Below are 25534 nucleotides of genomic sequence, written 5' to 3' on the forward strand. Positions count from 1 at the left end.
ATTATATCCTTTTAATTTGTTTAAGTAAATAAGAATTCACCAAATTTCATTTTTTATTTCTTTGATTTTCATAAGAGAAAAAATCAAATCATTGTCTACACGTTTCCAGGCTTCATCAGAAATTGTATCTTCTAAATATGTATGTAAATTATCAAGGCGATCTTCGATCAAATCTAAGTGATATACTATGAATCTATAAGGATTGCTAATGTTTCTTCCCTCCGTTCAGTATGTATGGATAATCCAACTATTCACCAGCTTGTGATCATATGTGCGCTCTTGGATCTCACAATTGAACGCTCTTCGTTTGTTTATGTACGCAATTGCCTTCTTTTTAGTCGGGAACTTAAGATTAACCCTTGTCCCGTTCCACAATACTCTAAAATAATTCTCCCCCAAATTCACTTACCTTTCTCTGTTTAAATTTGATATTTTATTTAGATTTTTATGTAACTGCTCAGGCGTTTATTTGCAATTTCACAATACTCTTTACTAATCTCAGTGCCTATGTATTTGCGATTATTTAAAGCAGCCATCTTGGCCGTTGTTCCACTACCCATAAAAGGGTCAAAAACAATGTCTCCTTCCTTAGACCACGATAAGATATGGTCTTCGGCTAACTTCTCTGGAAATATTGCCGGATGTTGAAAAGCTATTTTGTCACTAGTGCTCTTATGCATACCAACTAAATAACTCCAAATATTCCCCTTAGTCTTTTCATCCTTAGTAACTAAGCATACTGATTTTCTTCTTACCGCGGGATTGCATTCCTCAATAGAAGCTACTCCACCTCTTTTAGAATAATCATATTTCATTCCCGCGGTTCGACAAGGTTCTTTTTTTGGATTAAACACGTTTGGTTTTCCTTTAGAAAAAACGAACATATATTCAAACTCTTGTTCATACCTGTTATGGTTTTGAGGCAGCGGATTTTCTTTTCGATAAATCATTGTATCGTGCAGATTAAAGCCAATTTCTTTAAAGAATAGAGCCTGTTTAAAACTTGTCCCTGACTCCGACCCTTTGTGTGTTTTGTCTCCAACAACCCAAACGACCACTCCGCCCTTTTTTGTGATTCTGTACAACTCTTCAGCAGTTTTTTCGAAATTAAATGAATAGCCATTGTAATTTCTTAAATCATCATAAGGAGGAGAAGTAACTGTTAGATCAATGGAGCAGCTATCTATGTACTCTTTCATAAACTGAATGCAATCATAGTTATGTATCTTGTTTAGAATCTTGTAATCTATTTCTCTTCACGTCCTTTTTCTCTTTAAAAGAGATATTTTATACAATTGTTTTCTCAAAAGTAAGGCTGTCTCTTTTCATTTCTAAAATTAGAAGCTGCTTTTTCTCCTCCTGACTCACCATAGTCCTTCAGAAACGTTTTGAATTTGTCTAAAAACGAAATCAACAACCTCGTCTTGATTCATATGAGCAGTATCAATTCCAATCAACTTCAAACTTCCCTTGCAGTCCCAATCAATATATCTTTTTAATTCATCTATGTATTTATAATAAGAATCCTGCTGTTTTAATGATTCCTCCACACTTTCCTCCACTTGAGCAAACGGAACCTTATCTCTTTTCAATCTTTCTTTAAGCACATCCTTATCGGATACCGTAAAAAAGAAAATGTAGATTTCATCATCAAGCGTTGGTAGCAGCTTACACAGACTCTTAAATTTTTGATGAAAATCATATTCTTTATATAGGGATGAGAACACCATTTCTGTTGGGAAGAAACGATCTAATATCGTTGTGTAGCCACTCATCTTTGACTTCCATTTGTGAAAGAGCTCAAACATGCCATCATAATAATTAGATATTTTCTTAAGCCCAACTTCACCATCTTCGTGGAAACCTGTTGGATTAATTAATGTACTATGCTTCAGCCGCTGCCTAAGTTTATAAGCTACTGAAGATTTTCCAGTCCCTCTTGCTCCCTCTAAAATTATCAGCATTAATCCACCTCCTTTCGAACTTTATGGAATCCCAATACCTCTACCTCATAAGATCCATCTTCATATTGAACTTCTACTTGATGATATCGTTCATCCACTGTTTTTACAGTAGCTCTTTCGCCGGAATGGTTAACAATGACTTTCTCATCAACCTTGTACACTAAACACACATCCTTTTAATTAGTACAAAATAATTTCATCAAAGTCATATTCCTCATACCCAATTCCATCAAAATCAATTCCAGCTATTTTGTTTTCATGATCTATGTATGAAATAACCCCAGTTCCCATTTCATCTACGTATGCCTTTTGGTTAAGCTTCAATATGTATCACTCGCTTTATGTATTAAATTCAGTTCCGACTCTTTGTATCTTCCAACCTCTCCATTAGTGAAATGAAGAACATCGTAATCATATTGCCAACTGTTTATTCGATCAATAATAATACCTTTAAGCCCAACATACGATGGCATTCCATATTTGGCGTTACTGTTGACCTCAACTTCATCATTAATGTCATAAGACCAGTACTTCGGCAATAAATCATCTCCCTTTTTTAAGAACTGTTACTTTAACATTTTTCCGGCCAAAATCTTTTGCAATTGATTCAGATCCAACAAGAACATCAATCCTATTTCCTTTAATATCACCTCCTGTGTCTATTGCGTAGGCTTCAAATGAATTGCTGCCGTATGAAACTCTTACTAATGAATTTAAAGGGATTAAAGAGGGATCAACAGCAATGACCCTCTTCCCCCTGTAGTAAATCGTATTTGACACGTCGTAGCCTGTTTTTGTTGTACCTATGCAGCCAGTATCGCAAAATGAAATGTAGGCTGTGGCAACCATACTAAAGACTTGAGCTTGTTCTTCAGGCTTCTTTTTTGTTTTTTGCTCATATCCCTTCTCCTCACTCTCGCGTCTCACTTTTAATTTGTTTTTATGTTTTTTCTTTTTTATTTCTTCTACTTTTATATGTAAATACTTATCTTGCGCTTCATTAATGATCTCTTGACTTGTCTTTAAATGCGGCAGCACCTCACTTCCAAATTCGAAATCCCAAATGTTGAGTTTTTTATAAAATGGCTCTTTTATTGGGTCTTTGTTTGGATGCAACAATTGATCATTGATTGATTTGTATGTTAATGTTGATCCCACCCCCAGTAAGAAGATAACTGAATATATCTTCATTTCTTTGTAGATATTATATACTTTTAATTTGTTTAAGTCTATCAGTTTTTTAAAAATTTCCATCACATCCGTTTATATTTGCTTTCTTTCTGTGGTTAAAATTAAGTTCCCTTCTTCGTCTACATCTTCAATCTTACACACAGTATGCTGATAGACACTGTTTTTATATATCTTAGGAATAAAATTATTCCCTCGCCTATAACCAGTAAACATAAGCAGTGTTCCTCTTGTATACCAGGACTTCTCAATAACTTCTTTCTTTCCGTTCACGTTATGTGAAATTTGTTTATTATAATGACTGAAGCTCCCTGCCCACTGTTTTACAGTAACAACTCCTGTAGGAGTCAAGAGCGTAACTGTATGCTTGGTTTTGTCTCTGTCTAGAGCCGTGCCTATGATTCTTGAAGTCTCATACTCATATAATTCTTTTCCTCTCCATTTATATGGACGGCCTTTAACTGGTTCTTCTGGCAACTGATAAAAGTCAACAATGTTGTACTTTGAAAAATTCACATTTCTTAATTCATGATCATGGTAGTAGTAACTTAGTGAATCCATTTCCCATTTGCCATAAGATCCACTTGCATACTTTTCCCATTCTTGCATAAAAAGACATTCATTTAGCTTTATTAATGGCTCTTGGGTTCCAATCCAGTTTTTTAACTTCAGCATTTTTTTGTCGTATTCCTTTTTAAATGCCTTTTCGGATATCACAAGATGACCGTTATGTACATCAACAATGCTGCTCTCATCAAAGTGTTCATTATAAAAAGCAGACGCTATATCATCAAGTAGCAGTAATTTGTCTTTTGGGGAATCGATCTTTTTAAACACTCTCTTGCTAATATAGTCCTTAAAGCGAAAAAATCGTATTTCTAATGCAAAATCCTCTGGAACTAAATTGTTTTCAATAAGCATCTTCAAATTAGACATGGTTAGCTTACTTTTAGGTTCAGAAATTAAAGAAATAAACGATTTCATTAAATCTTTTCTCTCCCCAAATGAATCAAAGCAGCCCCCTTTGATCAGTTGAATAACCTGTCCTTTCTTTATGATGCCACTGTGGTACATCCTTTCTAAAAAATCTTCAAAATCAGCATAAGGCCTATTGCTGATGATTTGATGAACAACCTCGTCACCGATCCCGTTCATCCCCTTCATCCCAAAAATAATTGAAGTATTTTCAATATCAGCCTTGAAACCAAATCCTGCTTTGTTAATATCAGGCAAATCAACTCTAATACCACGGCGCCGTATATTCCCTATTGCAGAAGCTACTTTACCGTAATCTGTTTTTTGTGTTTTCTTCTTTTTGTCTGGGTCATCAAATTCTTCTTCAGTTTCAACACCTCCGCTGTTTACAGTCAAGCAAGCCGTATTCCAGTATAAAGGGTTATACCGATAGTTTAAGTTCAATTCTTGTAACGCAATAATCGAATACGCCAAAGTATGAAGTAAACTGAAACTGTAGCCAAACTGTCTTTTAAATTGAACATTCCATACATAATTCAAAAGGTTGTCTGACGCTCCAATTTCCTTCCCCTTTTTGAAGAATAATTTTTGAACCTCTTTTAACACATCCTCTTTTTTCTTTGCTATGGATTTTCTTAGATAATTTGACTCTTTAATATCGAACCCAGCTATTTCATTATCCATTACCATTTGCATGACAACTTCTTGAGTGTCAGCAACCCCATAGATGTCTTTCAAATGTCTCTCAATTACCTTTATTTCAGCATCACTTAGGCCATATTTCCGCATTTCTTCATACCATAGTGATAAATTATTTTTATATTTCACATATGTGTCTACAGGTTGCTCTTCCCCATCGGACATGAGTCTCATTAGAGAATTTGTAACTGCTGCCTCAAGCAAATTTTTAGGTTTAACTTTAATTACAGCTTGGTGGCCGACCTCGGTCGAAAATTGGAACAAGTCCATTACCTCTCCATTTCCGGCCATCTCCCACAACTTTGCATTTTCATACTCAAGTACATCAGGATGAATGTATTTATTGTATGTTTCTTTTAAAGAGCCCTGCCATTGAATTTCTTCGTTTTCGATCAATTGATCCAGTGTTACCCGAATCTTATCTAATGCTTCAATCGTAAGAAGATCAAATTTTACAGACCCCATTGCTTCACTGTCGCCCATATTGAATTGTGTGATATAAGCCCCTTTAGGAGTTTTCATCATTGCATTAGACTTGGTGTACTCATCATTAAAAATGATAACCCCAGCAGCATGCGATGAGCGCTTATTAGTTAGCCCTTCGATTTTCAAAGCAGTTTCTTTGAGATTAGGATAGCGTTCAACTTCCCTAATGAATTCCTTAATTGGCTTCCTGCCTGTTTCTGCATCTCCATAAAAGCAGTGCTTTAAAGGCCAGTTTGATCCTCTTTCGAAAGGAATCATTTCACTTAAAAACTGAGAAATATCGTTATCAATCCCTAATCCCCTACATGCTGTCTGAAGAGCAGACTTAGAACCTTCAGTCCCAAATGTAGCGATCTGCAGTACACGTTTTTCACCAAATCTGTCTCTAAGCGCTTTAAGTATTTTTTCCCTTTTTGATCCTTCAGTGTCTATATCAATATCCGGCAACTTCCCTACCCTCTCTTTCGAGATATTTCTCATAGTGTCTTGGCACTAATCGGGAATAGACCATATCTTCACCCTCAGCACAATCTGTTAGGGCTGCCCCGCTTCGCAGAATTATATTCCACTACGTTCCTTTGAACTGGTCGTTGAACCTTTACCATTTTACAGGCACTTGGCTGCTGATTGCCCAATCATTATTCTTTTCAAACTTTCACGTTCACCGTTTCCAGTCACGTTGTAGTGAATAATGCTCTAAGGGGTTCCCAGCAATTCGAGGCTCTTTAAGCATACTGTTTCCAATATGCACGACTATCGTGTATCTTAATTTACCTTATTTAAAACTTTTCTTATGTAGTCTCTAGAAAAACCTGTGATTCTATGAATTTCTGATTTATTAGTTATTCCATCATGAAAAAGGCCAAGAACTTGTTTTTCTTTATCTTTACTAAGAGCTGTTCTATATTTTTTCACATACCTTGTTATATTGGCTTCTCCGCAGTCAAAATGTTTTGCAATATCTTTTCCCGTGTATCCTTTTCTAAGCATCTCTACCATGTGTAAAGACTTGATCTTAAACTCTAATTTATTTATCTCATCAATACATTGATTAATTTCATTAAGCAATATTAAATCCTGATATTGTTTAAACTTTCTATCTAAATAAATTGTTGCATTATTGTAGAGCTTGTTTGCAACATCTAATGATTGCTTATTCCCTTTAATTCTAATTTGTGCAAAAGACTCCACATCTTTTTTGTTTATTAACCGCAAATTTTGCTTATTTAATTGACTTAAAATAAATTCGCATACCTGTGGCGTTCCACAAAAGTTTACTGCATAAGTAAGGTATTTATCATGAGTGGTAAATCCTCCATCTCCATCAAAATAACCCCGAATATAGTGAAACATTAAATTAGGTGGTATTAACTGTTCTGTAGGTGGAATAAGAGTTTTTGACTTTCTTTCAGTCACACCTAATTTCAGTAAATCTTGAAATATTTTTCTGCTGACAATTGATACTCTGCAGCTATTAGTGTTTTGTATTATTGGATAATTCGAGTCTAAGCATTTATTGAATTTAACTAAGTGATTAACATCTTTGATATTTAGACTTATTTCTAAAATTCTTGATCCAGAATTTTTTTTAATATACACACAACCATCAGCACTTATAAACCCCAACCAATATGCCTTTTCCTCAGTATCAATTGTCTCAAAAAAGGAATCATTAACCCTATACTTTCTCTTGTTCATAAAATCACCTCCTCTTTGTTTATTTCGGTTTTTCTTCAAAATAAGGTAAGTTAAGATTGACAATCTGGCCTTGATTTATGAATATGCCTCCAATGTGGTAAATCATATTGCATTGGATTAATTTGGGTATTGTCAAGCAAGTAATTGATTAAGAATCCCGCCGCGCTTCCTCTTGCAGCACCAACTAAACTGTCTCCACCGCATTCATCATCCCAAATGATATTAATGATTTCCCTTACAGTTATGTAATAAGAGGCCATAGATTGGTTTAGCTTTTGGCTGATCTCCCAAAGCTCACCCAATTCAACATTAATCCTGAATAAAATTTTATGGAATCCATCTCTGGTTAGGTCGTCTTTTAATAATTTGGCTTCAAACCCGTCTTCAATAAGCTTTAGTAAGTATCTGTCTTGCTCCTCCTCCGACTCCGACATCTTTTTAATGTATTCATACTTCTCATAGGCTGGTTTAAACAAATGCCTAAGTTCAAAGTTAGGCAGTTCCATTTTAGGAATAATGGGCTCGTGCTCAATCGTATAATCTTCTATCATCTCGCCAATTAAAAGAGTGTTTTGAATTGCTTCTTTAACAATCTCTTTATCAATATAATTCATTCTTTCATGGATCTCATCTATATTCTGCACAAAACAAGCTTCATAAAATGAGTCGACTTCTCTTTCCCCATCTTTGGCATTTAAGAATGCTTGGTGTATGGCTCTGTCTTCTGGTCTTAAATAGTGAGCATCAGTGGTTACAATTCTTTTTAAACCATAACCATCTGCTATCTGAATCAATTTTTTATTACAATAAATTTGTTCCTCTCTCAAAGCTGGTTGTAGCTCTATAAAAAATTTGTCTTTCCCAAACACATCAATACACCATGTGATGAACTGATGTATTTTTAATTTATATTCTTTGATTAGATCAGGATCTCCATCGCCCTTTTCGATTTCCATGATCTTCTGTAAGTAGATATTTACTTCTGAACCTAGACAGGCCGTGGTTGCAATTATGTGTCCAGGATCTTTCTTAAGAAGTTCTTCGACATCCCGTTTTACAGTTGGCACCCTTTCCATTGTTCCAGTATAAAACGAGTTTTCCCATGCTTTAGAAGATAAAATTCGTAATTGCTCATGACCTTTAGGATCAACGGCCAACATTAAAAAGTGAGGAAATTTTGTTTTACCTGGCTGGTAGTTGTCTCTTACTTCTTCTAAGGAATCAACCAGATATGCTTCATTACCAAGGATAAGTTTAAAATCTTGAGGCATTTTCCCCTCTTTTTTCATGCTTCTAACAGTTTGTATTGCTTCTAGATGTGCTGACAGAACTTCATGGTCTGTAATAGCGAGTCCTTTATAATTCATTTCCAAAGCAGTTTCAAGTAAGCCCTTAACTGAATTTGTGGAATCCAGCAGCCTGATGTTACTTTTACATGTATGACAATGACATCCAATCACAGCAATCCCCCCTATCTAAAAAACAAGTGCTTTTTTCTTTGTTTTTACCACCTCCATCTCTTCGATTTCAATCTGAGGTGTTTCTTTACCCTTGTATTCATTTACTTTGGCTTTTCCGATTACAGTAAGAACCAATCGATCTCCTCTATTAACGAGAGATTCATAGAATTCTTCATCGCTTTTAAATCTTATGTACTCAATACCGCCAACCTTGAACTTGACAGTGTTTTTTGTTTTTTTGCCAATATGACAAATATCCTCTTTATTTATTTCAATATCGGTAATGGCAAGTAGCGGTTCTTCGACTTTATATCCCCAATAGTCTTGGTAACTATTAATTAGCTTTATAAATCGTTTAGTGAGATTGCTCGCAGCGATCTCAAAGTCAACTTCATATTCATTTTGATTAATCACAATATCTTTTAATTTATGATTTAGAATATCATTGACCTGGATTAAATTCTCTGGTGCAATGCTGAATCCAAATGCCTCAGCATGTCCCTCTACAAACTCGAATTTACCTGTTTCCTCTAAAAGCCGTTTGAAATTTTTTACTGCCCCTTTGTCGTATCCCCTTCCTGATCCCCCTAGAGTTCCATCTTCAAGTTCCCTAGCCAATAAAACTGGTCTCTTGTATTCACTTGCTAATTGGTTCGCAACAAGTCCAGCCAAGTTCTTGTCTAAGATACCTTCAATATAAACTATCAAGACCTTATTTTTTAAAAGTCCTTTTTCTTCAATCCGCTTCTCGATTTCCAATACCGCACTGTCAACTAATTTTTTTTGGCGTTGCTTAATATTCCCCAGTATTCTTGCTGTATCCCAATGAATCGATACCAGTTCGCCCTCATCTTTTCCTCGCTTTTTGTAGTATACTTCTTCATTAGATTCAAGCAGCGATCTCATCATCTGATGCTTCTCTTCTTGGGAACCTATTCGAATAGCTGCATTAATTAATGGATTGATATAGAACTGTGTGCTCTGTATGTTCTTTTTCCCTTTGGTTGAGTATTCTTGTTTTATGAAGAGCTCTCTAATCAAAGGATTCCTTACCTTTTTGAGCCCTTGATTCATATAGTATCGTGTCTCTGGCTCCCTTGAGTCTGCCGAATCCGCAATGTTCCCGACAGACACAAGATCTATAAATCGTTTTGCTTCATTTTTCCCAAGTTTATCATCTAAGGCTTGGCACAGCTTATAAGCCATTCCCGCTCCAGTTAAAGCTTTATTTTTATACTTTGGCGAAAGCTGATTATTTACCACGATAGCATTTTCGGACTCCTTATCACATTCATGGTGATCAATTACTATAACATCAATCCCTTTTTGTCTAAGGACATAATGCTCTTCATATTGATTAGAGCCTGCATCGGGTATTAATACAAGATCAACGCCTTCAGGAATAGTTTCTAAAATTATCCCGTGCTGTTTCCCTTCATGTATTCTCCATTCAACATTAGCTTCGGGGAAGAGTCTCTTTATGTAGTTAATAATAATAGAGCTTGAAGTAACTCCATCAACATCGCTATCCACCTGAATAAAAATTCTAGCCTGGTTTCTGAGGTGCTTTATTAGGCATTCTGCTGCTTCATCAATATTTTCTAAGTCAGAATAATGATTGACTACGTCCTCTGATAAATTTAAAAAGCTTTCAACGTCTTCAATCCCTCTGTTCTTTAGTATGGTTTTTAGAGGAGAAAAACAAAAATCATTATTACCAATTAAATTATATTTCAAAAACTATTCACCTTCTCTTGTTCCAATTTCAATTTTATTTCTCATCAACTCCTCTAGAATTTCTTTTCCTTTGTCTGCTGGGCTGTCTTTATAATCAAGTAACCCTTTAGTATCCCAAAGAACATATACACGCATAAATGGCGAAAATTTTGCTGCTAAATTCAATATTTTTTCTTCATAATTTTTTAGGTTTTCTTTGTACTTTTCGTTGCTTTCACCTTCCTTAATCCCTCTAAATCTATCTAAAGCAATAAACACTTCTTGCACATCCAAGGAAAGAAGAATGTCTCTATGGAAATTTGAAATATTATTTGAACAAACAGCACAGGTAAAATTTAAATCCCCATAGAAATCTTGACATTTTAAAACTGATTTTTCTGATTCGAAAATCATCGCCTTTTTCAAGCGTTTAATTGCTTTTTTTGTTTTATGTAATCCATAAAGGTTCATCATTGTTTGGTGATTATACATCGTATTCCCGACGGTTAACGGCATATACTTTCTGCCATTCTCAATGTCTTCTTGGATCATTGAACGCCTACGTATGCCAATTAATCTCCCATTAATGTCTCTGTGAGGAATTGCTATCCCTTCCTCTCGATTTCGAAAATAATATCCGATCTCGAATTCCATTATGGTTTCATAACTAATTCCTTCGTTTAGCCACGCTTCATGAGGGTATTTCATAAAAACATCTAGAACTGTCTCACTATAGGCTGGCAGCGTAGTATCAATTTTTTTCCGTGTTTTAAATTTAGTAATCCAATCCCAATCATCTATTATGTGTTCCTTTGGAGTTGAAGATAGAAAACCAAATCCAAAGCTTTTCCCTGATACTTTAACCACAAACTCAATCGCTTGTGTAAACGTTAGGGAAACGCCTTGCTGTTTTTTAGATCGGATAATCAGTTCATAAATATCAAAAGTATCGCCACATTCGGTATAACAGTGAAACTTTTGTGCCTCATGATAGTAATAAAGTTTAAAACTCCCGTTTGTGTTATTGTGACATACCGTTCTATAGATTGGATTTCCGTTGCTATCAGTTTGATATGTTTCGCTGCCAAGTTCCCTTAAAATCTTATGTATGTCTTCAATTGATAAACTTTCTTTAACTTGATCTTTGTCGTATCTCAAAGGGCTTTACACCCCGCTACCCTGCTTTAATAATTAATTTTTCAATTTGAATCAATTCATTATCAACATTAGTAACAAAGCAATCTTTTATTCTCATGTTCCCCATGTTGATATGTGAAAAGACTTTAACTTTATCATGCTCGTTCCCTCTATTTTTAAATACATGAGTTACGAAGTTTGGCTCCGGATAAAATCCAGATTTCAAAATAACATCAACCGCTTCTTTTTCTTTCTTGCTTAATGGCAAAACAATCATTGCAGCATCAGTTTTATCTGCAATCGCTTTACTGCCTCTTAAATATGTAGCATCAATTTGAAGCCCTCTTAGCCAAGCGTCTTTCCACTCACCATTTAACTGTGTTGCACTCATCATATAGATATCGTATTTGTTGCAAAGCGCCTTCAGCTTATCTGACATGAGCAATAGTATTTGATCTTCTCTAAGATTAACTCCGCTTTTCTTACTCATTTCAGCGAAGATTGTTACAGATGAATGAATATAATCAAAATAAACATATTCAACTGCATTTCTTATGACGTTTTTTTCAATAGTTCTTTCTATTTCTTTGATATTGAAATCAGGCAAATGCTCAAACCAAATGGGTGATTTTTTCAACACCTCTGCAGCTTTTTTTACTCGCGCTTTTTCACTCTCTGTAGTGGTGTTTCTCAGTATATTTTTCTCCTCAACCCCGCTGATATAAGCTAAAGCTAAACTTTGCAGTTCTTCAGAGATCATTTCAGTTGAAATGACTACCGACTTTTCCTGAAAATCATTTTTAACCCATTTATTTTCTTTTAAATCATAAAGTTGATCTGCACTTAGCCTACAAGCGTCGGCCACCATATTACGGGTTTTCCCTCCGCCAGTCATACTCGATCTTAAATAAAATTTCTTTTTCCTAGATCCACGAAAAATAGACGTTAACATCTCACTATTCATTGGAACCCCAATATCCGGTGATTCTTCAAGTCGCTTGAGAAGCTCGTCTATTCCTTCCCCACCTTGAATTCCGATACTTTCAGAATTTGTACTGAACTTTTCTTTAATTTCAACGATTTTCATTTCATAAAAAGAGAGAATGTCTTCAATTGATGTCTTATCAAATTTTTCCTTCATTATTTCTTGATCTTTGGGATCAATTATTGATTCATCATATATCTCATCAATATTGAATCCTAGACCGACCATCTCTCTGAGAAGGCTAAATTTTTTCAACCTGTTGTAGTAGTAATCAAAGTTTTCAACAACAGCCAATTTTTGAATTTGTTCGATATACTCATGTCCATTGTTTTCATTGAAAATTTTGTATTGTATATCGTAATCTCTAAGATATCCATCAATTTCAATTTCGTTAATGACTTCTGTTCCTTGATGAAATAAGTTATACATCGCAAAGAAAAGAATTGAGTGAAAACGTTCAGGGAAATCACTTGCTGTAATTTGGTATTTGTTGCTGTCCGATAAAAGCGAAGGTTCCTTTAAGATGCTGCCTAACACTTGAATAATTGCTTTCTTGTCTTGTAACAAATGAACTCCCCTTTCTACAAAGTAGATATATCAACAATTTTTGTATTTCTTCTGCTTTGTTTTTTTATTACAACAATTCTCTCTCTCTGTTTTTGATTTATTGCGCTTTTCACTGATTCTTCAATGGCCTTTTTCTGCAGGTAGTCTTTTTTCGCTTCTTCATAAATGAATGGAACTATTCCCAAACCATCACCTTCACGAACTGGATTACCCAAGGTTTCATGAAAGTACCTTAATGCTAATTCAATCCCTTTTAATTTATATTTATACTCCTCTTGAAATTCTTTAATTTGCTTAAGCATCATCCCTGTTGGAGCTTCTATTTTATATAGTTCACATATGTATTTGATTAACTCTTTCCGATGTTCTGCTTCCATCTTCCATGTTTCAAAACATTGCTTGTGATAATATCTTTTTTTATAAGGGATTGCATCATCCTTGTCTAAATAATTTTCACAGTATGGACATTTAACACGACGTGCCATATACTCACCTCTAAATAAAGAGGGAGATAAACTCCCCCACTTTAGTTTTCAAGAAGGTCTCTAAGATCGTCTAAAATAACAGACATTATATCCGTTTGTTTTTTAGTGCATTCAGTCACCCTAGCCCCTTGTCCGAGATGTTTTTCAGTTACTTCATTAACTTCTTCAAGTCTGCCTTCTTCGTTTAGCTTTGACCCAATTTCAATAATCTGCTCCATTAGTTGATCATAGTCTAGTTTTTCTGATAAGTTCTTTTGTTTCTGTTCTTCATATGTAACGGCTTGAATTCCCTCTGCTTCTTCTTGTCGTTTAATTGCTTCAACAACTGCCTTTTCTAGATTTTCAGCAGTAAACTCTTCAATATATGTATCAATATAATCAAAACGGCTTCGAGCAAAGAACTTCTCAGTTTCAGCTAACCAAGCACTAGATTTAATTACTTTATTATCTTCATCCACACCATTTGAGCTCAGGAATAAGACGATATCGCTATTATCGATGACTGGTGCAAGCACTCGCTTATCCCCTTTAGGAATGATTTTTCCATCCTTATCTTCCGTTGCGTGAGCAATAAAGACTACAGTGAATCCTACATTTAAGAGCTTGTTAATTTCCTCCCAGACTTCCGTTTCATACTCTTTCCATAAACCGAATCCATCGTTCCCATCCTTAATTCGATCAACATCATATTGGTCACATACATATCTCGTTGCATACTTTGAAAAAGCATCTACTTCATCAACAATTATGGTTTGATAAACTTCTTTAGCCTTTTCAGGATTTTTTGTAAGCTGCTTGTTCACTTTTTTGAAATCTCCCCAGCTATTAATCGGCATGAAAGGGACTCCAGCAATTGCGTTTAATCCTTTTTCAAATGGAAGGTAAAGTGGTTTTTTCATTCTGGTACTCTGTTTTGTTTTTCCTAAGTTGTTAGATCCATATATCGTAATAACTTTACCTTCAAGTCCTTTTGCTACTACGGAAATCTGAGGGTTAAAAATATCTAATGCCATAAACACTTCTCCTTTTAATTGATTTATTAACGTTTTCTCGATTGTCATTAATTATTAAAATGGTAGACCATCTTTAGAAATCGATTTAGAAGCGCTTGTGCTTGCTTTTCCTCCGAAACCTGTTTTCTTCTCGTTTTTATTATTTTTCTTACTGTCATTCTTCATTTGCTCTAAGTAAAGCTCTCTTTCAGTCAATGCCGCTTTAATCGCTTCAGCGTCAAAAGCTGCTTTATCGTCTTCGTCATACGGCTCAAAGCCACCTGTAATTAAAAATTCGCGCTTTGTATTATATGTAATGTTTTGTTTGTCTTTACCAAAGGCAGCTTGTTGAAGAGTCACCTTCTTTTCTTTGAAATTGATGATGTTTCCAAATACTTTTACACTGCTGCCTTTTTCATAATTGTTCTCTACGTAATCAGACCCCTCTTTTGTAACCGCAAACGTAAAAGGAATAATCTTTCCACCATACAGAGGGATGTACCCTTCCAATAGGACTCTGCCCGTTTCTTCGCCTTTAATTTTTTCTTCTTTAACGCCTTTTACAAATAATTCGACTTCAAATTCTGCTCTCGGATTATATTCTTCATCCGACTTTAAACGGTTAACAAAATTAGTTGACAATTGCGGGTACGATTTTAAATTATCTTGGACAAAATATTCATTCAACCCAATTCTTCCTTGTGTTACTCGAACTCTGTCAGCTTCTTCTTTGCCATGAGTAGCTACAGACTTATAGTCGTTAATGATTGTTTTGTAGCCTTTAGCAATCCCATTGTCTGATCCATCTTCTTTTTTATACTTGGACATTCCAGTGACTGTATGTACTTCATTTGGAGCTGTTTCAATGTCTAATTCAATATTTAGCCCCTCTCCATTTTTCCATTCATTGTGGCGCACTTCTAGAAGTAATCCTTCTAAAACTACTTTGTTTTCTGCTTCACGCAATACTGTTTGATTTTCTGCCATCCAGCAACTCTCCTTTATTATGCGTATATTTTTAATTAGATTATAAAAAATGAATCAAAATACTCTCCGTTATGCGAGTTCTTAATATGTGCTTTTGCATTTTGTTTTTTAAAATCAAGAAATTTTGAAATTACTAAGGCTACATCAAATCCAACATAGACGTTGCCAAAAACCTGATTATTCAAACCGATCTCGGCAAATTCAACAAGAGAATATTTTATCAGTTACCTCAGAACATGTTTATGTACGCTACCTGGCTATGCAATGCTTTCTGTAATACTTTATGTCTTTGATGCCTAAAGCTTTCGATAATTCTATGTATCTTTTCTTCGAAAATCTTGGTCTCTTATGGTTTGCAATTTTAATAACCTTCCCATTCCTCACCGTTATATGGAGATCATGGTACATATAAACCTTTGAAAAGAGCCCAATTCTTAGAACACGCTCCGGTGTTTCAGCTTGAACCAGTTTTACATTTCGTGTAAGTTTCGCTCTTGCCTGTTCTTCTGTTATGTTTTTATTCCCCTTAACGTTTTTCCTGTAGTAATTTAAAGCATCGTTTGTAACTTTTAACATCTTCATTTTCTCACCTCTCTCTCAATAGGATAATTACATTATATCCTTTTAATTTGTTTATGTAAATGCAAATTAAAAATTTTTTTAGATAAAATGACAGTTTTATTGATTAAGTAACAACGCAGGCACCTTTTAAAAACTCCGTCTTTTACACATATTGCATCTATAAATTAACGTACAACAATCCCGAGAACATGCACATGTTTTAATTTTTGATTCCTGTTTAGTTGCAGATAATTTACCTATGATTCCAATTAAAGTATACTTGATTTAGAAATAAACAGGAGGACTATATGAAATTTTTAGATCAAATAACAGGGCGATCCGAATTAAAACAAGAAATCGAGAAACAGAAATTGCAAATAGACACCCTACAAAGGGAGAAGAAAAATTTACAAATCAAAGTAAAGGAATTAGCTAATCTAAATTTTGAATTAAAAGAATTGAACAAAAAACAACTTGACCAACTAAAAAAACTGGCTTTTGAAATTGATTCTGCCAACGAACAAATTAAGGTTTATGAACATCAATTGTCATCGTTAGATGCATACAAATTAACTTACGGGGAGATTTCTGTTAATAACCAACCGAAGAAATTCTCATCAGTTTCTCCTCTCGATGAGGATAGTAGCTTTTTTGAATTTTTACTACCAAAAAACGACAATAATCCTTTTAATGAAGATCAAGTATCTGCAATTCGATATGATATGAAAAAACATTTGAGGATCATTGCAGGGGCAGGAAGCGGGAAAACTCAAACAATATGTGCAAAAGCAGCTTATTTAACTATGATGGAGAATGTGCCAGAAAATAAAATTGCCATGATTACATTTACAACTAAGGCCGCTGAGGAAATGGCTGTGCGTGTTAAAATGTTTTCTGATAACGAAAATAGCCAGATAAAAATTGGCACATTCCACAAAATATTCAAACAAATATATGAAGAGCTTAAGTCAAAATTCCCTTATGTTGAAACCATGGGAATTAACGGTGATGATGAACCTACTAGAGGTCAAAAAGAGTACAGAAAACTCTTATATTCATTGATTAAGAAATATGGATTAAAAAAGTTAGATGATAACGGTGAAAAGAATTTAATTGAGCGAATTAGTTATTGGACAAATATGGGGTTCACATTCAAAGACATGGCAGAGTTCATAAAAAAACACTTCGATGATTTAGACAACAAAACTGATCATCCATTGAGTGAAAGATTTTTTAATATGATGAATGAATTTAACACATTAAGAAAAGAAAAACGAATTGTCATTTTTGATGATTATTTAATAAATTTATTAAATGTATTAGAAGAAGATGCTTCTGCCAGGGATTATGTTCAGAATAGGTTTGACTATATTTTTATTGATGAATTTCAAGACACAAACCCTCTTCAAATGAAGATACTTAAACTGATTTGCCCTCCTAACTCTGACAAATCAGCAAAGATGATTATTGTTGGAGATGATGATCAAAGTATATATTTCTTTAGGGGTGCGGAGCCAAAGTACATCAAGACTTTTGATAAAATTTATGAGACACATACATCTACTTTAATGACTAATTACAGATCGACCGAACATATCGTACAGGCCGGCAATAGGGTAATTGCTGCTAATTCTGGAGACCGTATTGAAAAGACAATGAAACCTTTCCATAAAGAAAATGGTGATTGTTTTGTAAAAGGGTTTAATAATTCAGATAAAGAAGCTGAATGGATAATTAAGCAAATAAAAGATCTTGGACATAAGGCCACCCCTTTTAAAAACATGACTAACATACCTAATTACACTCAGTCCGTTGTTCTTTACCGATCAGTCGGACAGCTTAAAAATCTATTTTTCGCGTTAGAACAACAACAAATACCCTATGTAATTGAATCTAACGAAGATCTTCTGGGGATTTTCAATATTGATAAATTCAAAAACGATTTTAAGTCATGGAAAAGTTTTATGGAAGCTACGTCTACTGAAAAAAAGAAACATACATGGAACAGCGTTATTGAACAAACGGGTTACCTATTTTATAAAAATAAAGCCCAAATGAATCAATTCATCAGTAAGTCAAAAGGATTCATTACCGCAAAGGTTGCTGCTGAATTTATTTGCAGCCCCAAAAACACAAAGTTTAAGAATGATGTGGAAAAGTATTTAGAAGTTCTCATTCAAATAAAAAACGGCTTAAAGTCCTCTCTTCTTGAATTAGCTGAACTTTATTTATCTTTTCCTCTTCCTAAAAGGCAAATATCCACCGAAGAGTCAATATGGATTCAAAAAGAACTTGATTCTGTTAAGGGATGGTCAGAATTACTCGCTAAGTACGAAAAACTAACAAAGAAAAAAGATGAAATGAATCAACAATTAATGGACTATCATAGTGGAAATCTAAATGCATTATATCTTTTAACAATTCATAAGAGTAAAGGCCTTTCTTTCCCTAATGTATTCCTAATTGGACTACATAATGAAGGGCTGCCCAGTCATAGGGCTATTCCAAAAGATAATTCAATGATACAGGAGTTGATTGAAAAAGCAGAGCCACCATCCACAATTGAAGAAGAGAGACGCTTAATGTATGTGGCCGTTACTAGACCAAAAAAGAATCTTTATATTACATTCCCTAAAATGGTTAACGATAAACCATGTAAAAGATCTATATTTTTAAAGGAAATAGACTTGCCAATTAAGTAAACTGGGGGTGAGAATATAATTAATATCATAGGAGGATGAGTGATACGTTATTATGAAAAAGGATGTTTTCAAAACATCCTTTTTCACTTTATGACACTGATACTTTTGCAGTCTTTATTAAAGATGAACATTCACGTATAATATTCATAAAAAGGAATGAAAGGATATTTTATGAATATAATCAAAAAGATTGTTGTAGGATTTTTTATCTTCCATTTTACTTTTTTGTCTTTGATTTATTTGAATCTTTACCGTCTTGGTCAAGCTGATCTATGGATTAGTACTGGTTCTTTCAATTACTTAGCAATCGTATTGTCTTATATTCCAATATTGGCATTAATCGAGTATTTCATCTTTTATTTCGTTTTAAAGCTCATTAATTTAAAATTCTCAGTTAGAGTAACCTTAGTTGCATTATTAACGACCTTGGTCAATAGCTCGATTCTCTATTTTCAATCAAAAGAAATTTTAATTGCAGGCATGACAGCAATAAGCACTTTACTAATGAGCCTAATTTTACCTTTTATAAAGACGAAACGCACTGACTCTTAAAAAGCCAGTGCGTTTTTAATGTTTTATATGCTTACATTTATACGAGCATTAGGCATTGGTGGCGCAAGATATTCAAAGCCCTTATTGTTTGCTTTAAATAGCGGAACCATTGCATCAGAATACGGAATATAGGCGTACATTTCATGGCTTGGCGCCTGGTCTCTGTTTCCGGTTGCCGTTAACCGGCCATTTTTATAGACTACTACGCCTACAGTATAAGTTATACCGGGAGTAACCCAACCAAAATCATTAAAAGCTACTTTGGCATTATGATTAATAAGAAAGTAATTCTGGCTCTTGTTTTTATTTCCTTGCTGTAAAGTGATATCCTTAGACGAGGCTCGCTTTTGTTTTTTGAATTTTCCGTTTTTATCATATAATTTTGTCAAACCAACATGCTTCCTAAAGTATGTTGTTGATCCACTTGATGTAAATCTAGCTACTGCCTCAACTTGAGTGCGATGAGATCCACCCGAAAAACTAAAAGATCTGTTATCACCACCAAATTTATCACTCCCAACAAGCCCACTCCAAATCGATTTAGCAGGTACAAGTTTGTCAGGAATAAAAGTTCTATACATTATACCTGTCTGGTTGGGATGTGGGCCAACTGGAGGTTCCCAAGCTAGGCTATTCACTTTTTCATTCTGCTCAGGAATCTTAATCGCTTTAATGTATTCATGTGGTCTAAAATAATAATCTTTCATTTGATCAAATCTGATTGTTTCCCCTCTTTTTTCAAACTCCTTGTTCACCTGTTCAATTTCAGATTCACTTAATTTTTCTAAAGCAACAAATTTATAAACATAAATTTCCCCAGGTTTAACATCTTCATCTACGAATGTCTCTTCAGCGTCATCGTCTAAGAGTTTTTCATCTTTGTATACTTTAAGTTTTCCATCAAAATCATCTTGGACATTTCCTCTTAATTTTAAAGTCAGCACATTATCATTAATCGTACTGTCTATGTACCCATCAGACTGTAATGGATTAGGCGCTTCTTCATCAGAGACATTTTTAATCGCTGCTTGTTTTTCTGGCAATGTCCTAGTATCAACATTAATCGTGTCCGCTTTCTTACCATCTTTATATGCTACAATATCATATCTTTGTGGACTAGACGGAGATAAGTCTTTTTGAATATAGTTCGACTCAGTCCCCTTCCATACCAGCTTACCTTCAGAATAAACTTCATACCTATCCCCAACATCATTCCAATCCAACATTACTTCCTTTGATTTTGGATTAATCTCCGTTTCTAGTTCTTCTCCTTTTGCCTGAGCAATTGGTGTTGTAAAAATGAGCGACATTGAAGCAAGAGTAATCAATACCTTTTTATTCAAACAATCCCCTCCTTTGACATTAATACTATAAATTAACATACGAATAACCCAAAAACAACTATTTTTTTGTTTTTTTGGGTTTAAACATCCATTTATATGGGTTTATTTCCAAAGATGTTTAAATGAAAAAAGGATCTAAAAAGATCCTTTCTTTGGAATTTTATTATTCTCCTATCAAAATTCCTCTTCATACAAGGCTTTCTTTAAACAATCCAGTTCCTCAAGCTCACACTGTATCTTTCCTAATTTACATTTAACCTTTTCAAGGTTGTCATTTTCTAATTGCAGTAAATCTGTCAGACGTCTAATCTTAGCCTCAATGTTTGCTTTTTGAGTGAGTAAGGAACTTTGTTGCTGCAGTAATTGCTTTCTGACCAATTCAATTGTTTCTTCTGTACATTGTCCTCCGCATAGTTGTTCAACCGACATGAATATTCACCCTTTTTATTTTTAATTAGTTTATATACTTATAATACTTTATACTTTTCTAGGATTTCACCTTTATCATTTATTTATTGCATTTAACTGTCCTCCAAAAACTGCGCCTCCATCAATATCGACATAGGTTCCGCATTCACTAATCCAAATATCATTTCTTTTATCTGGATGAAGAAATTGAGTAATGGTGTGACCAAAAACAACTATTTTCCCTGTTTGGTTTTTGAAATTCCAACATCCTCTGCTCCAGAGAAATTCATTCCTAGGTGTTTCCTTCCAGTCATTTAATAAAGGGTTTATCCCTGCATGAACAAATAAAACATCACCAAATCCATAATACATTGGAAGTTCTCTAATAAATTTAATCTCATCTTTTCGCTGCATCATCTGTCTTGCTCTTTCCTCATAGCTTTTAAAGAATATGTATTCATCCTCAACGAAGCTTGCACAAGTTCGATTGCCGCCGTTATTAAAATACCAGTCTCCTGTTTCATAGTCCTGCACTTCCAAAAATAACAAAAGCATGTCTTCATGGTTACCTTTCAGGACAACTACCTGGTCTTGGTATTCCTTTTTGAGCTGCATAACTTTTTGAACGACTTTTAATGAATTCTCGCCTCGATCAATCATATCTCCGAGAATAGCAAGGTTCATCGTTTCCGGATCCCAATGCTTCATTAATTCCTCGAACTTTTCATACTCACCATGTATATCACTGATTACAAAAGTTTTATTATACTTCAATCCATCCTCTCCTTTTATAATAAAATATTGTTTTTATTCAATATTGTTCTTATTCATATAATCGCAATAGTCCTGACATTCCTCTTTTGTTTTAAAGAAAGTGTCCCATCTATCTAATTTTTCAAAGTCCATTCCAGAGTTGTAAATTGTTTTGGCAAATGTTGATATTTCATGAGTAAAATAATCTTCACCACAACTTTCTCTCGATTTGTACCAAGCAAGAATATTATTTCCATCATTATTCATACGAAACTCGTGACAAATGAACTCTTTTGGAATAAAAAATTCCTCTTTTTCAGCACAATCACAAGTCTCATACGCCATTTTGCCCAAGGGAGTCAGATATTCAATTTTTCGTTGAGCATTACATTTATTACATTTAGGTTGCTCTATAAGTTCATAATCTGCTCGGTACATAGTTACTTCAAAATCTTTCATAAGCTCTGATAGCCGTTCTTTTCTAATTTTTCTTTTTAATTCTTGGCGCTCACAATCTAATTCGTATCTCTTTTTCCTGTAGTCATTTTTTATATTCTCGAAATTTACTTTAATGATTTGCAGTTCTTGGTTTTCCTTTTTAAGACGATTCATCTCGGCTACATATTCTTCTTTAACTGAACTCAATAAACTTTCCTTCAATTCATTCATCTTCATCTCAAATTCGCTTGGTTCATGATAAAAATCTTCTTCATAAAAATAATTCATTAATATCCTCCTTTAATTTTTCATAAAATTTCTGTTTTATCTAATTTTCAGTGCTTTTAATGCCGCTAAGCATGTTGCTTTCTCTGGCTTTTCTGCCCAAGCTTCATACTCATCAAAAGAAGCACACCAATCTTCCAGACCGATAAAATCGTGTTCTCTTGATAAATAAAAATTCAGTCCATAATCTTTTTGTAGCTTCTCAACCACCTGTAATGCTAAACTCATTTCTCCTGCAAAATTTTTAAGATTAACCACTTTCCCATCATTATCAAAAGCCAATTCATCGGCCACAATATCCCCTAAAAACTCAAAACATTCATCTGGAGTGATTTTCTTCTTCTTGTAACCGTTGAATAATCGGTCTTGAATCAATTCATTAATTACAGCATTACTTCTCATCTAATCCCTCTTCTCAATTTGTTTTTATCCATCACATCAACAACAAAAGCTTCAAATTCCTCATCCCAATACGGTTCTGTTCTTGCTATGTATTTCTTAAAAACTCCATCTTCCTCTATCATAAACGTCTGGCCGCGCTCTATTTCAGTGAATTTCTTCTTTGTCCAGATTCCCCTAATCAATACTTTCACATCTTTGTGCTGCACTGTTGCTTGGTGCATTACATCCCTCCTTTTAATCCATTAAGTACCATCAGCATTTTACTTTAAATAACATCTCCCCTTAGATAAGATATTTAAATGGAGGTGGTTTTTTGTTTATAGCTCCAATGCTGCTTGATTCAGCCAAAGAGCCCTTTGATGATGAAGACTACATTACTGAGCTTAAATTTGATGGAATACGAATCATCCTATCTAAGCAAGATGGTAAGATTAAGCTCTACACGCGCCATAATAATGAAGTCACAAATAAATTCCCTGAGCTGCATGATATTGATATTCCCGAAGGGACAGTCTTAGATGGGGAAATTATCGTTACTAATTCAGATGGGTTACCCGATTTTGAATCTGTTATGGAACGTTTTCAATCAAGCAAATCTTCTCATCAAATTGTTTATTGTGTGTTTGATGTCATAAGACTAAATGAAATTTCAATAGCTTCAGAGCCACTTGTTAAACGCAAGGAATTCCTAAGATCGCTAAACCTTAACCATCCGAATGTCTTCACTGTTGAAGGAATTCAAGGTAAAGGCAAAGCTTATTTTGAAATGGCCAAAGAAAAGAATCTTGAAGGAATCGTACTTAAGAAAGCAAATTCCCCTTACGAGATCAACAATAGATCAGTAAACTGGATCAAGATTATAAATTATCAGTACACTGACGTGCTTATTACTGGATACACTAAGGAGGATATCAAGTTTTTTCTAAGTTATCCTGACGGTTTAGCTGCCGGATTCATGGAATTTATGCCATTCGATGAGCGCAAATACTTCCATTCTATCAAGCAAATAGAATATGAAACTGATGATTATGTATTCATTAAGCCTTTATTATGTAATGTGAAGCACCGTTTTAAGACTAAAAATGGCAAGCTTCGTATCCCCTCATTTAATTCTTGGAGAGATTAATGCTCTCCATTACATAAACCTCTTGCTACAATCCATCCTCCATTTCCTAAGTGAAAATTTAATACATTATTCAATTAGTTTTTGTTTTCTCATCCACTTTTGAGTTTCTTCATCTCTCCCCAACGCCATGTCTACTGCTTCTTCTATCTCTGTTACATTATTCATATCTACTCCGTGTCTACGTGCTCTGTTGCAAATCCATTCAATCTGTTGTATGGCTGTAATATAATCATGCATCCTTTGTTCTTTTGATCGTTGATTTGGTAACAATACTACCCTCCCCTATCTCACCTTTTCCAATAAAATAACTATTTAACTAGAACGTAAGAGGTATTTAGACTAATTGATTAAAATATGGTACATTATGTACAAGCTCAAATATTCAAGGCTGCTCCTACACCCAAAACAAACCAGCTTTAAAATTCACTTTTTTGACATTCTTAATCTTAGCAACAAATTTTTTAACTGGGGCTGATTTTATGTATTTGACAAACCACTCTTTAGAACTTATGAGTAATGTATCTACAGTTGTTGATTTTGCTGGTATTGTAGATGCGGTGGGCTCTGCCTTGAGTATTTGAGCTAAAACCATATTTATTTGGTTTTAATTGAATCCCAATCAAACGTCTCTAATATTTTCATTAAGCGCTCAACTTTTGGTGCTCTCCAAGCTGTCATAGCGTATGTATGTACCTTTTTAGTGTAATGGTGTCGATTTCTTTTGATATGTTCTTTTGCTTCTTTTTTTGTCAGAAACATAGTGTTAGGAACAATAAATGATTCTTCTATTTCAAAAATCGGAAAAGTTTCATCATTAACATTTTGAGCTATCCATTCCAGCATTTCGCTTTCATCATCCAGGTCATAGAGTTCTCTAAGCTCTTCAAGCATTTCCTCTGCGTACATGTTGTATTTATCATCGAGAATATCTTCAGCATATTCGCTTAACTCATAACATTCGGCTTCATCGGAAGAATAAATGCTTACCCTTTCATGTTCTCCCTCTGTGGTTTCTCTCCACCTGTAGTCCATCAATGCCCAAAAACGAGGTGCTGCCTGGCAATCTGTGTCTTGTGTTCGTAGTTCTTCCTGCAGCTCCTTTAAAAATTGAATATCCTTCATTAATTTTCCCCTTTTAATTACTTTCAGATAAAAACATGCTTTTATCTAAACTCCAATGGTTCATTTAATTCATGTGCTAGTCTGCAGCCAGCAATAAACTGTTTTGTACACACTATGTATCCACCATCACGTAATATATGACCATGAGACATTTCTTTTTTCGCTAACTCTTCTACATATGGCAAGATGGCTTCTAATTCATCCGCAACAATTTTACACATTTCAGGACTAATTTCACCATCACAATCTGAATGACCGAAAAACGCAGTTAGCCCCTTATGCGTTTTTGTGGAATAACCATCACCAAAATACCAATAGCCATCCTTTAATTTTTTATCATCGTGAGGCGGCCAACTACCTCCAATTGATCTTAATAAAAACCTTCTAAGATTATTAAACGCGAGTATGCCCCACTGAAGGCGCCATGTGTTACATCTAAACCCATATAATCCTCCTCCCACTCGATGAAGTAATCTTTTAATTTGTTTAAAATGACGATTTTA

General features: G+C 34.4%; 25 protein-coding genes and 2 pseudogenes. 2 read left to right on the forward strand and 25 right to left on the reverse strand.

Annotation, left to right across the window (positions count from 1 at the left end; all coding sequences use genetic code 11):
* Positions 1-437: 437 nt before the first annotated feature.
* The 16 genes and pseudogenes from V7126_RS18975 to V7126_RS19050 form a co-directional block, all read right to left on the reverse strand.
* Positions 438-1199: a DNA-methyltransferase gene (locus V7126_RS18975; protein WP_082094166.1), complete on the reverse strand. Its 762-nt coding sequence runs from the start codon at positions 1197-1199 to the stop codon at positions 438-440.
* 165 nt (positions 1200-1364) lie between these two features.
* Entirely contained in the window at positions 1365-1964 is a 600-nt protein-coding gene (locus V7126_RS18980) for a hypothetical protein (RefSeq protein ID WP_006640521.1), read from the reverse strand.
* Positions 1964-2125: a hypothetical protein gene (locus V7126_RS18985; RefSeq protein ID WP_006640522.1), complete on the reverse strand. Its 162-nt coding sequence runs from the start codon at positions 2123-2125 to the stop codon at positions 1964-1966. Before V7126_RS18985 ends, V7126_RS18980 begins: the two co-directional genes overlap by 1 nt.
* Positions 2126-2144: 19 nt before the next feature.
* Positions 2145-2288 carry a hypothetical protein gene (locus tag V7126_RS18990; RefSeq protein WP_164918157.1) on the reverse strand — a complete coding sequence of 48 codons (144 nt, stop codon included), beginning with the start codon at positions 2286-2288 and terminating at the stop codon, positions 2145-2147.
* Positions 2285-2503, reverse strand: a complete 219-nt coding sequence (locus V7126_RS18995) for a YorP family protein (RefSeq protein ID WP_006640523.1) — start codon at positions 2501-2503, stop codon at positions 2285-2287. Before V7126_RS18995 ends, V7126_RS18990 begins: the two co-directional genes overlap by 4 nt.
* Positions 2504-2507: 4 nt before the next feature.
* Complete coding sequence (locus tag V7126_RS19000) at positions 2508-3218, reverse strand: 3D domain-containing protein (RefSeq protein ID WP_065894485.1); 711 nt, start codon at positions 3216-3218, stop codon at positions 2508-2510.
* 9 nt (positions 3219-3227) lie between these two features.
* Positions 3228-5789: pseudogene (locus V7126_RS19005) on the reverse strand (DNA polymerase III subunit alpha); the annotation flags it as partial.
* A 288-nt stretch (positions 5790-6077) separates the two neighbouring features.
* Entirely contained in the window at positions 6078-7010 is a 933-nt protein-coding gene (locus tag V7126_RS19010; RefSeq protein ID WP_052948566.1) for a helix-turn-helix domain-containing protein, read from the reverse strand.
* Positions 7011-7072: 62 nt separating this feature from the next.
* Positions 7073-8470: pseudogene (locus V7126_RS19015) on the reverse strand (PHP domain-containing protein); the annotation flags it as partial.
* A gap of 15 nt (positions 8471-8485) precedes the next feature.
* Positions 8486-10207 (reverse strand): single-stranded-DNA-specific exonuclease RecJ, encoded by a 1722-nt coding sequence (gene recJ / locus V7126_RS19020; RefSeq protein WP_046132617.1) that lies wholly within the window; start codon positions 10205-10207, stop codon positions 8486-8488.
* Between the two features lie 3 nt (positions 10208-10210).
* Positions 10211-11344: a hypothetical protein gene (locus V7126_RS19025; protein ID WP_335498368.1), complete on the reverse strand. Its 1134-nt coding sequence runs from the start codon at positions 11342-11344 to the stop codon at positions 10211-10213.
* Positions 11345-11360: 16 nt separating this feature from the next.
* A complete protein-coding gene (locus tag V7126_RS19030; protein ID WP_065894480.1) occupies positions 11361-12875 on the reverse strand; it encodes a replicative DNA helicase in 1515 nt (504 codons plus the stop codon).
* A gap of 14 nt (positions 12876-12889) precedes the next feature.
* Positions 12890-13360, reverse strand: a complete 471-nt coding sequence (locus V7126_RS19035) for a hypothetical protein (protein ID WP_046132620.1) — start codon at positions 13358-13360, stop codon at positions 12890-12892.
* A gap of 41 nt (positions 13361-13401) precedes the next feature.
* The gene (locus V7126_RS19040) at positions 13402-14373 is read right to left on the reverse strand and encodes an ATP-binding protein (protein ID WP_046132621.1); all 972 of its coding nucleotides are present in this window, start codon (positions 14371-14373) and stop codon (positions 13402-13404) included.
* Positions 14374-14427: 54 nt separating this feature from the next.
* Positions 14428-15339: a hypothetical protein gene (locus V7126_RS19045; RefSeq protein WP_065894479.1), complete on the reverse strand. Its 912-nt coding sequence runs from the start codon at positions 15337-15339 to the stop codon at positions 14428-14430.
* Positions 15340-15588: 249 nt separating this feature from the next.
* Positions 15589-15921, reverse strand: coding sequence for a hypothetical protein (locus V7126_RS19050; RefSeq protein WP_065894474.1), 333 nt, complete (start codon positions 15919-15921; stop codon positions 15589-15591).
* Between the two features lie 287 nt (positions 15922-16208).
* Here V7126_RS19050 and V7126_RS19055 point away from each other — a divergent pair, with 287 nt between their 5' ends.
* The gene (locus V7126_RS19055) at positions 16209-18602 is read left to right on the forward strand and encodes a UvrD-helicase domain-containing protein (protein ID WP_335498373.1); all 2394 of its coding nucleotides are present in this window, start codon (positions 16209-16211) and stop codon (positions 18600-18602) included.
* A 575-nt stretch (positions 18603-19177) separates the two neighbouring features.
* Here V7126_RS19055 and V7126_RS19060 read toward each other — a convergent pair.
* From V7126_RS19060 to V7126_RS19085, 6 genes are all read right to left on the reverse strand, one after another.
* A complete protein-coding gene (locus V7126_RS19060) occupies positions 19178-20497 on the reverse strand; it encodes a hypothetical protein (RefSeq protein ID WP_301207954.1) in 1320 nt (439 codons plus the stop codon).
* Positions 20498-20671: 174 nt separating this feature from the next.
* A complete protein-coding gene (locus tag V7126_RS19065; protein WP_048355023.1) occupies positions 20672-20926 on the reverse strand; it encodes a hypothetical protein in 255 nt (84 codons plus the stop codon).
* A 75-nt stretch (positions 20927-21001) separates the two neighbouring features.
* Positions 21002-21679, reverse strand: a complete 678-nt coding sequence (locus V7126_RS19070; RefSeq protein WP_301207953.1) for a metallophosphoesterase family protein — start codon at positions 21677-21679, stop codon at positions 21002-21004.
* 33 nt (positions 21680-21712) lie between these two features.
* Entirely contained in the window at positions 21713-22384 is a 672-nt protein-coding gene (locus V7126_RS19075; RefSeq protein ID WP_335498377.1) for a hypothetical protein, read from the reverse strand.
* A gap of 36 nt (positions 22385-22420) precedes the next feature.
* Positions 22421-22783: a BC1872 family protein gene (locus tag V7126_RS19080; protein ID WP_046132631.1), complete on the reverse strand. Its 363-nt coding sequence runs from the start codon at positions 22781-22783 to the stop codon at positions 22421-22423.
* The gene (locus V7126_RS19085) at positions 22780-23004 is read right to left on the reverse strand and encodes a hypothetical protein (protein WP_335498380.1); all 225 of its coding nucleotides are present in this window, start codon (positions 23002-23004) and stop codon (positions 22780-22782) included. The genes V7126_RS19080 and V7126_RS19085 overlap by 4 nt, the downstream gene beginning before the upstream one ends.
* A gap of 92 nt (positions 23005-23096) precedes the next feature.
* Between V7126_RS19085 and V7126_RS19090 the strand changes: the two genes are divergently transcribed.
* Positions 23097-23909: an ATP-dependent DNA ligase gene (locus V7126_RS19090; RefSeq protein WP_046132633.1), complete on the forward strand. Its 813-nt coding sequence runs from the start codon at positions 23097-23099 to the stop codon at positions 23907-23909.
* 66 nt (positions 23910-23975) lie between these two features.
* Here the strand turns inward: V7126_RS19090 and V7126_RS19095 are convergent, their stop codons facing one another.
* From V7126_RS19095 to V7126_RS19105, 3 genes are all read right to left on the reverse strand, one after another.
* Positions 23976-24179 (reverse strand): hypothetical protein, encoded by a 204-nt coding sequence (locus V7126_RS19095; RefSeq protein WP_046132634.1) that lies wholly within the window; start codon positions 24177-24179, stop codon positions 23976-23978.
* A gap of 324 nt (positions 24180-24503) precedes the next feature.
* Positions 24504-25031, reverse strand: coding sequence for a hypothetical protein (locus V7126_RS19100; RefSeq protein ID WP_046132636.1), 528 nt, complete (start codon positions 25029-25031; stop codon positions 24504-24506).
* Between the two features lie 41 nt (positions 25032-25072).
* Positions 25073-25492, reverse strand: a complete 420-nt coding sequence (locus V7126_RS19105) for a hypothetical protein (RefSeq protein WP_231592135.1) — start codon at positions 25490-25492, stop codon at positions 25073-25075.
* Positions 25493-25534 lie beyond the last annotated feature (42 nt).

Source organism: Bacillus sp. JJ675, from assembly GCF_036963165.1.
In the GTDB taxonomy this organism is placed as follows: Bacteria; Bacillota; Bacilli; order Bacillales; family Bacillaceae; genus Bacillus; species Bacillus glycinifermentans.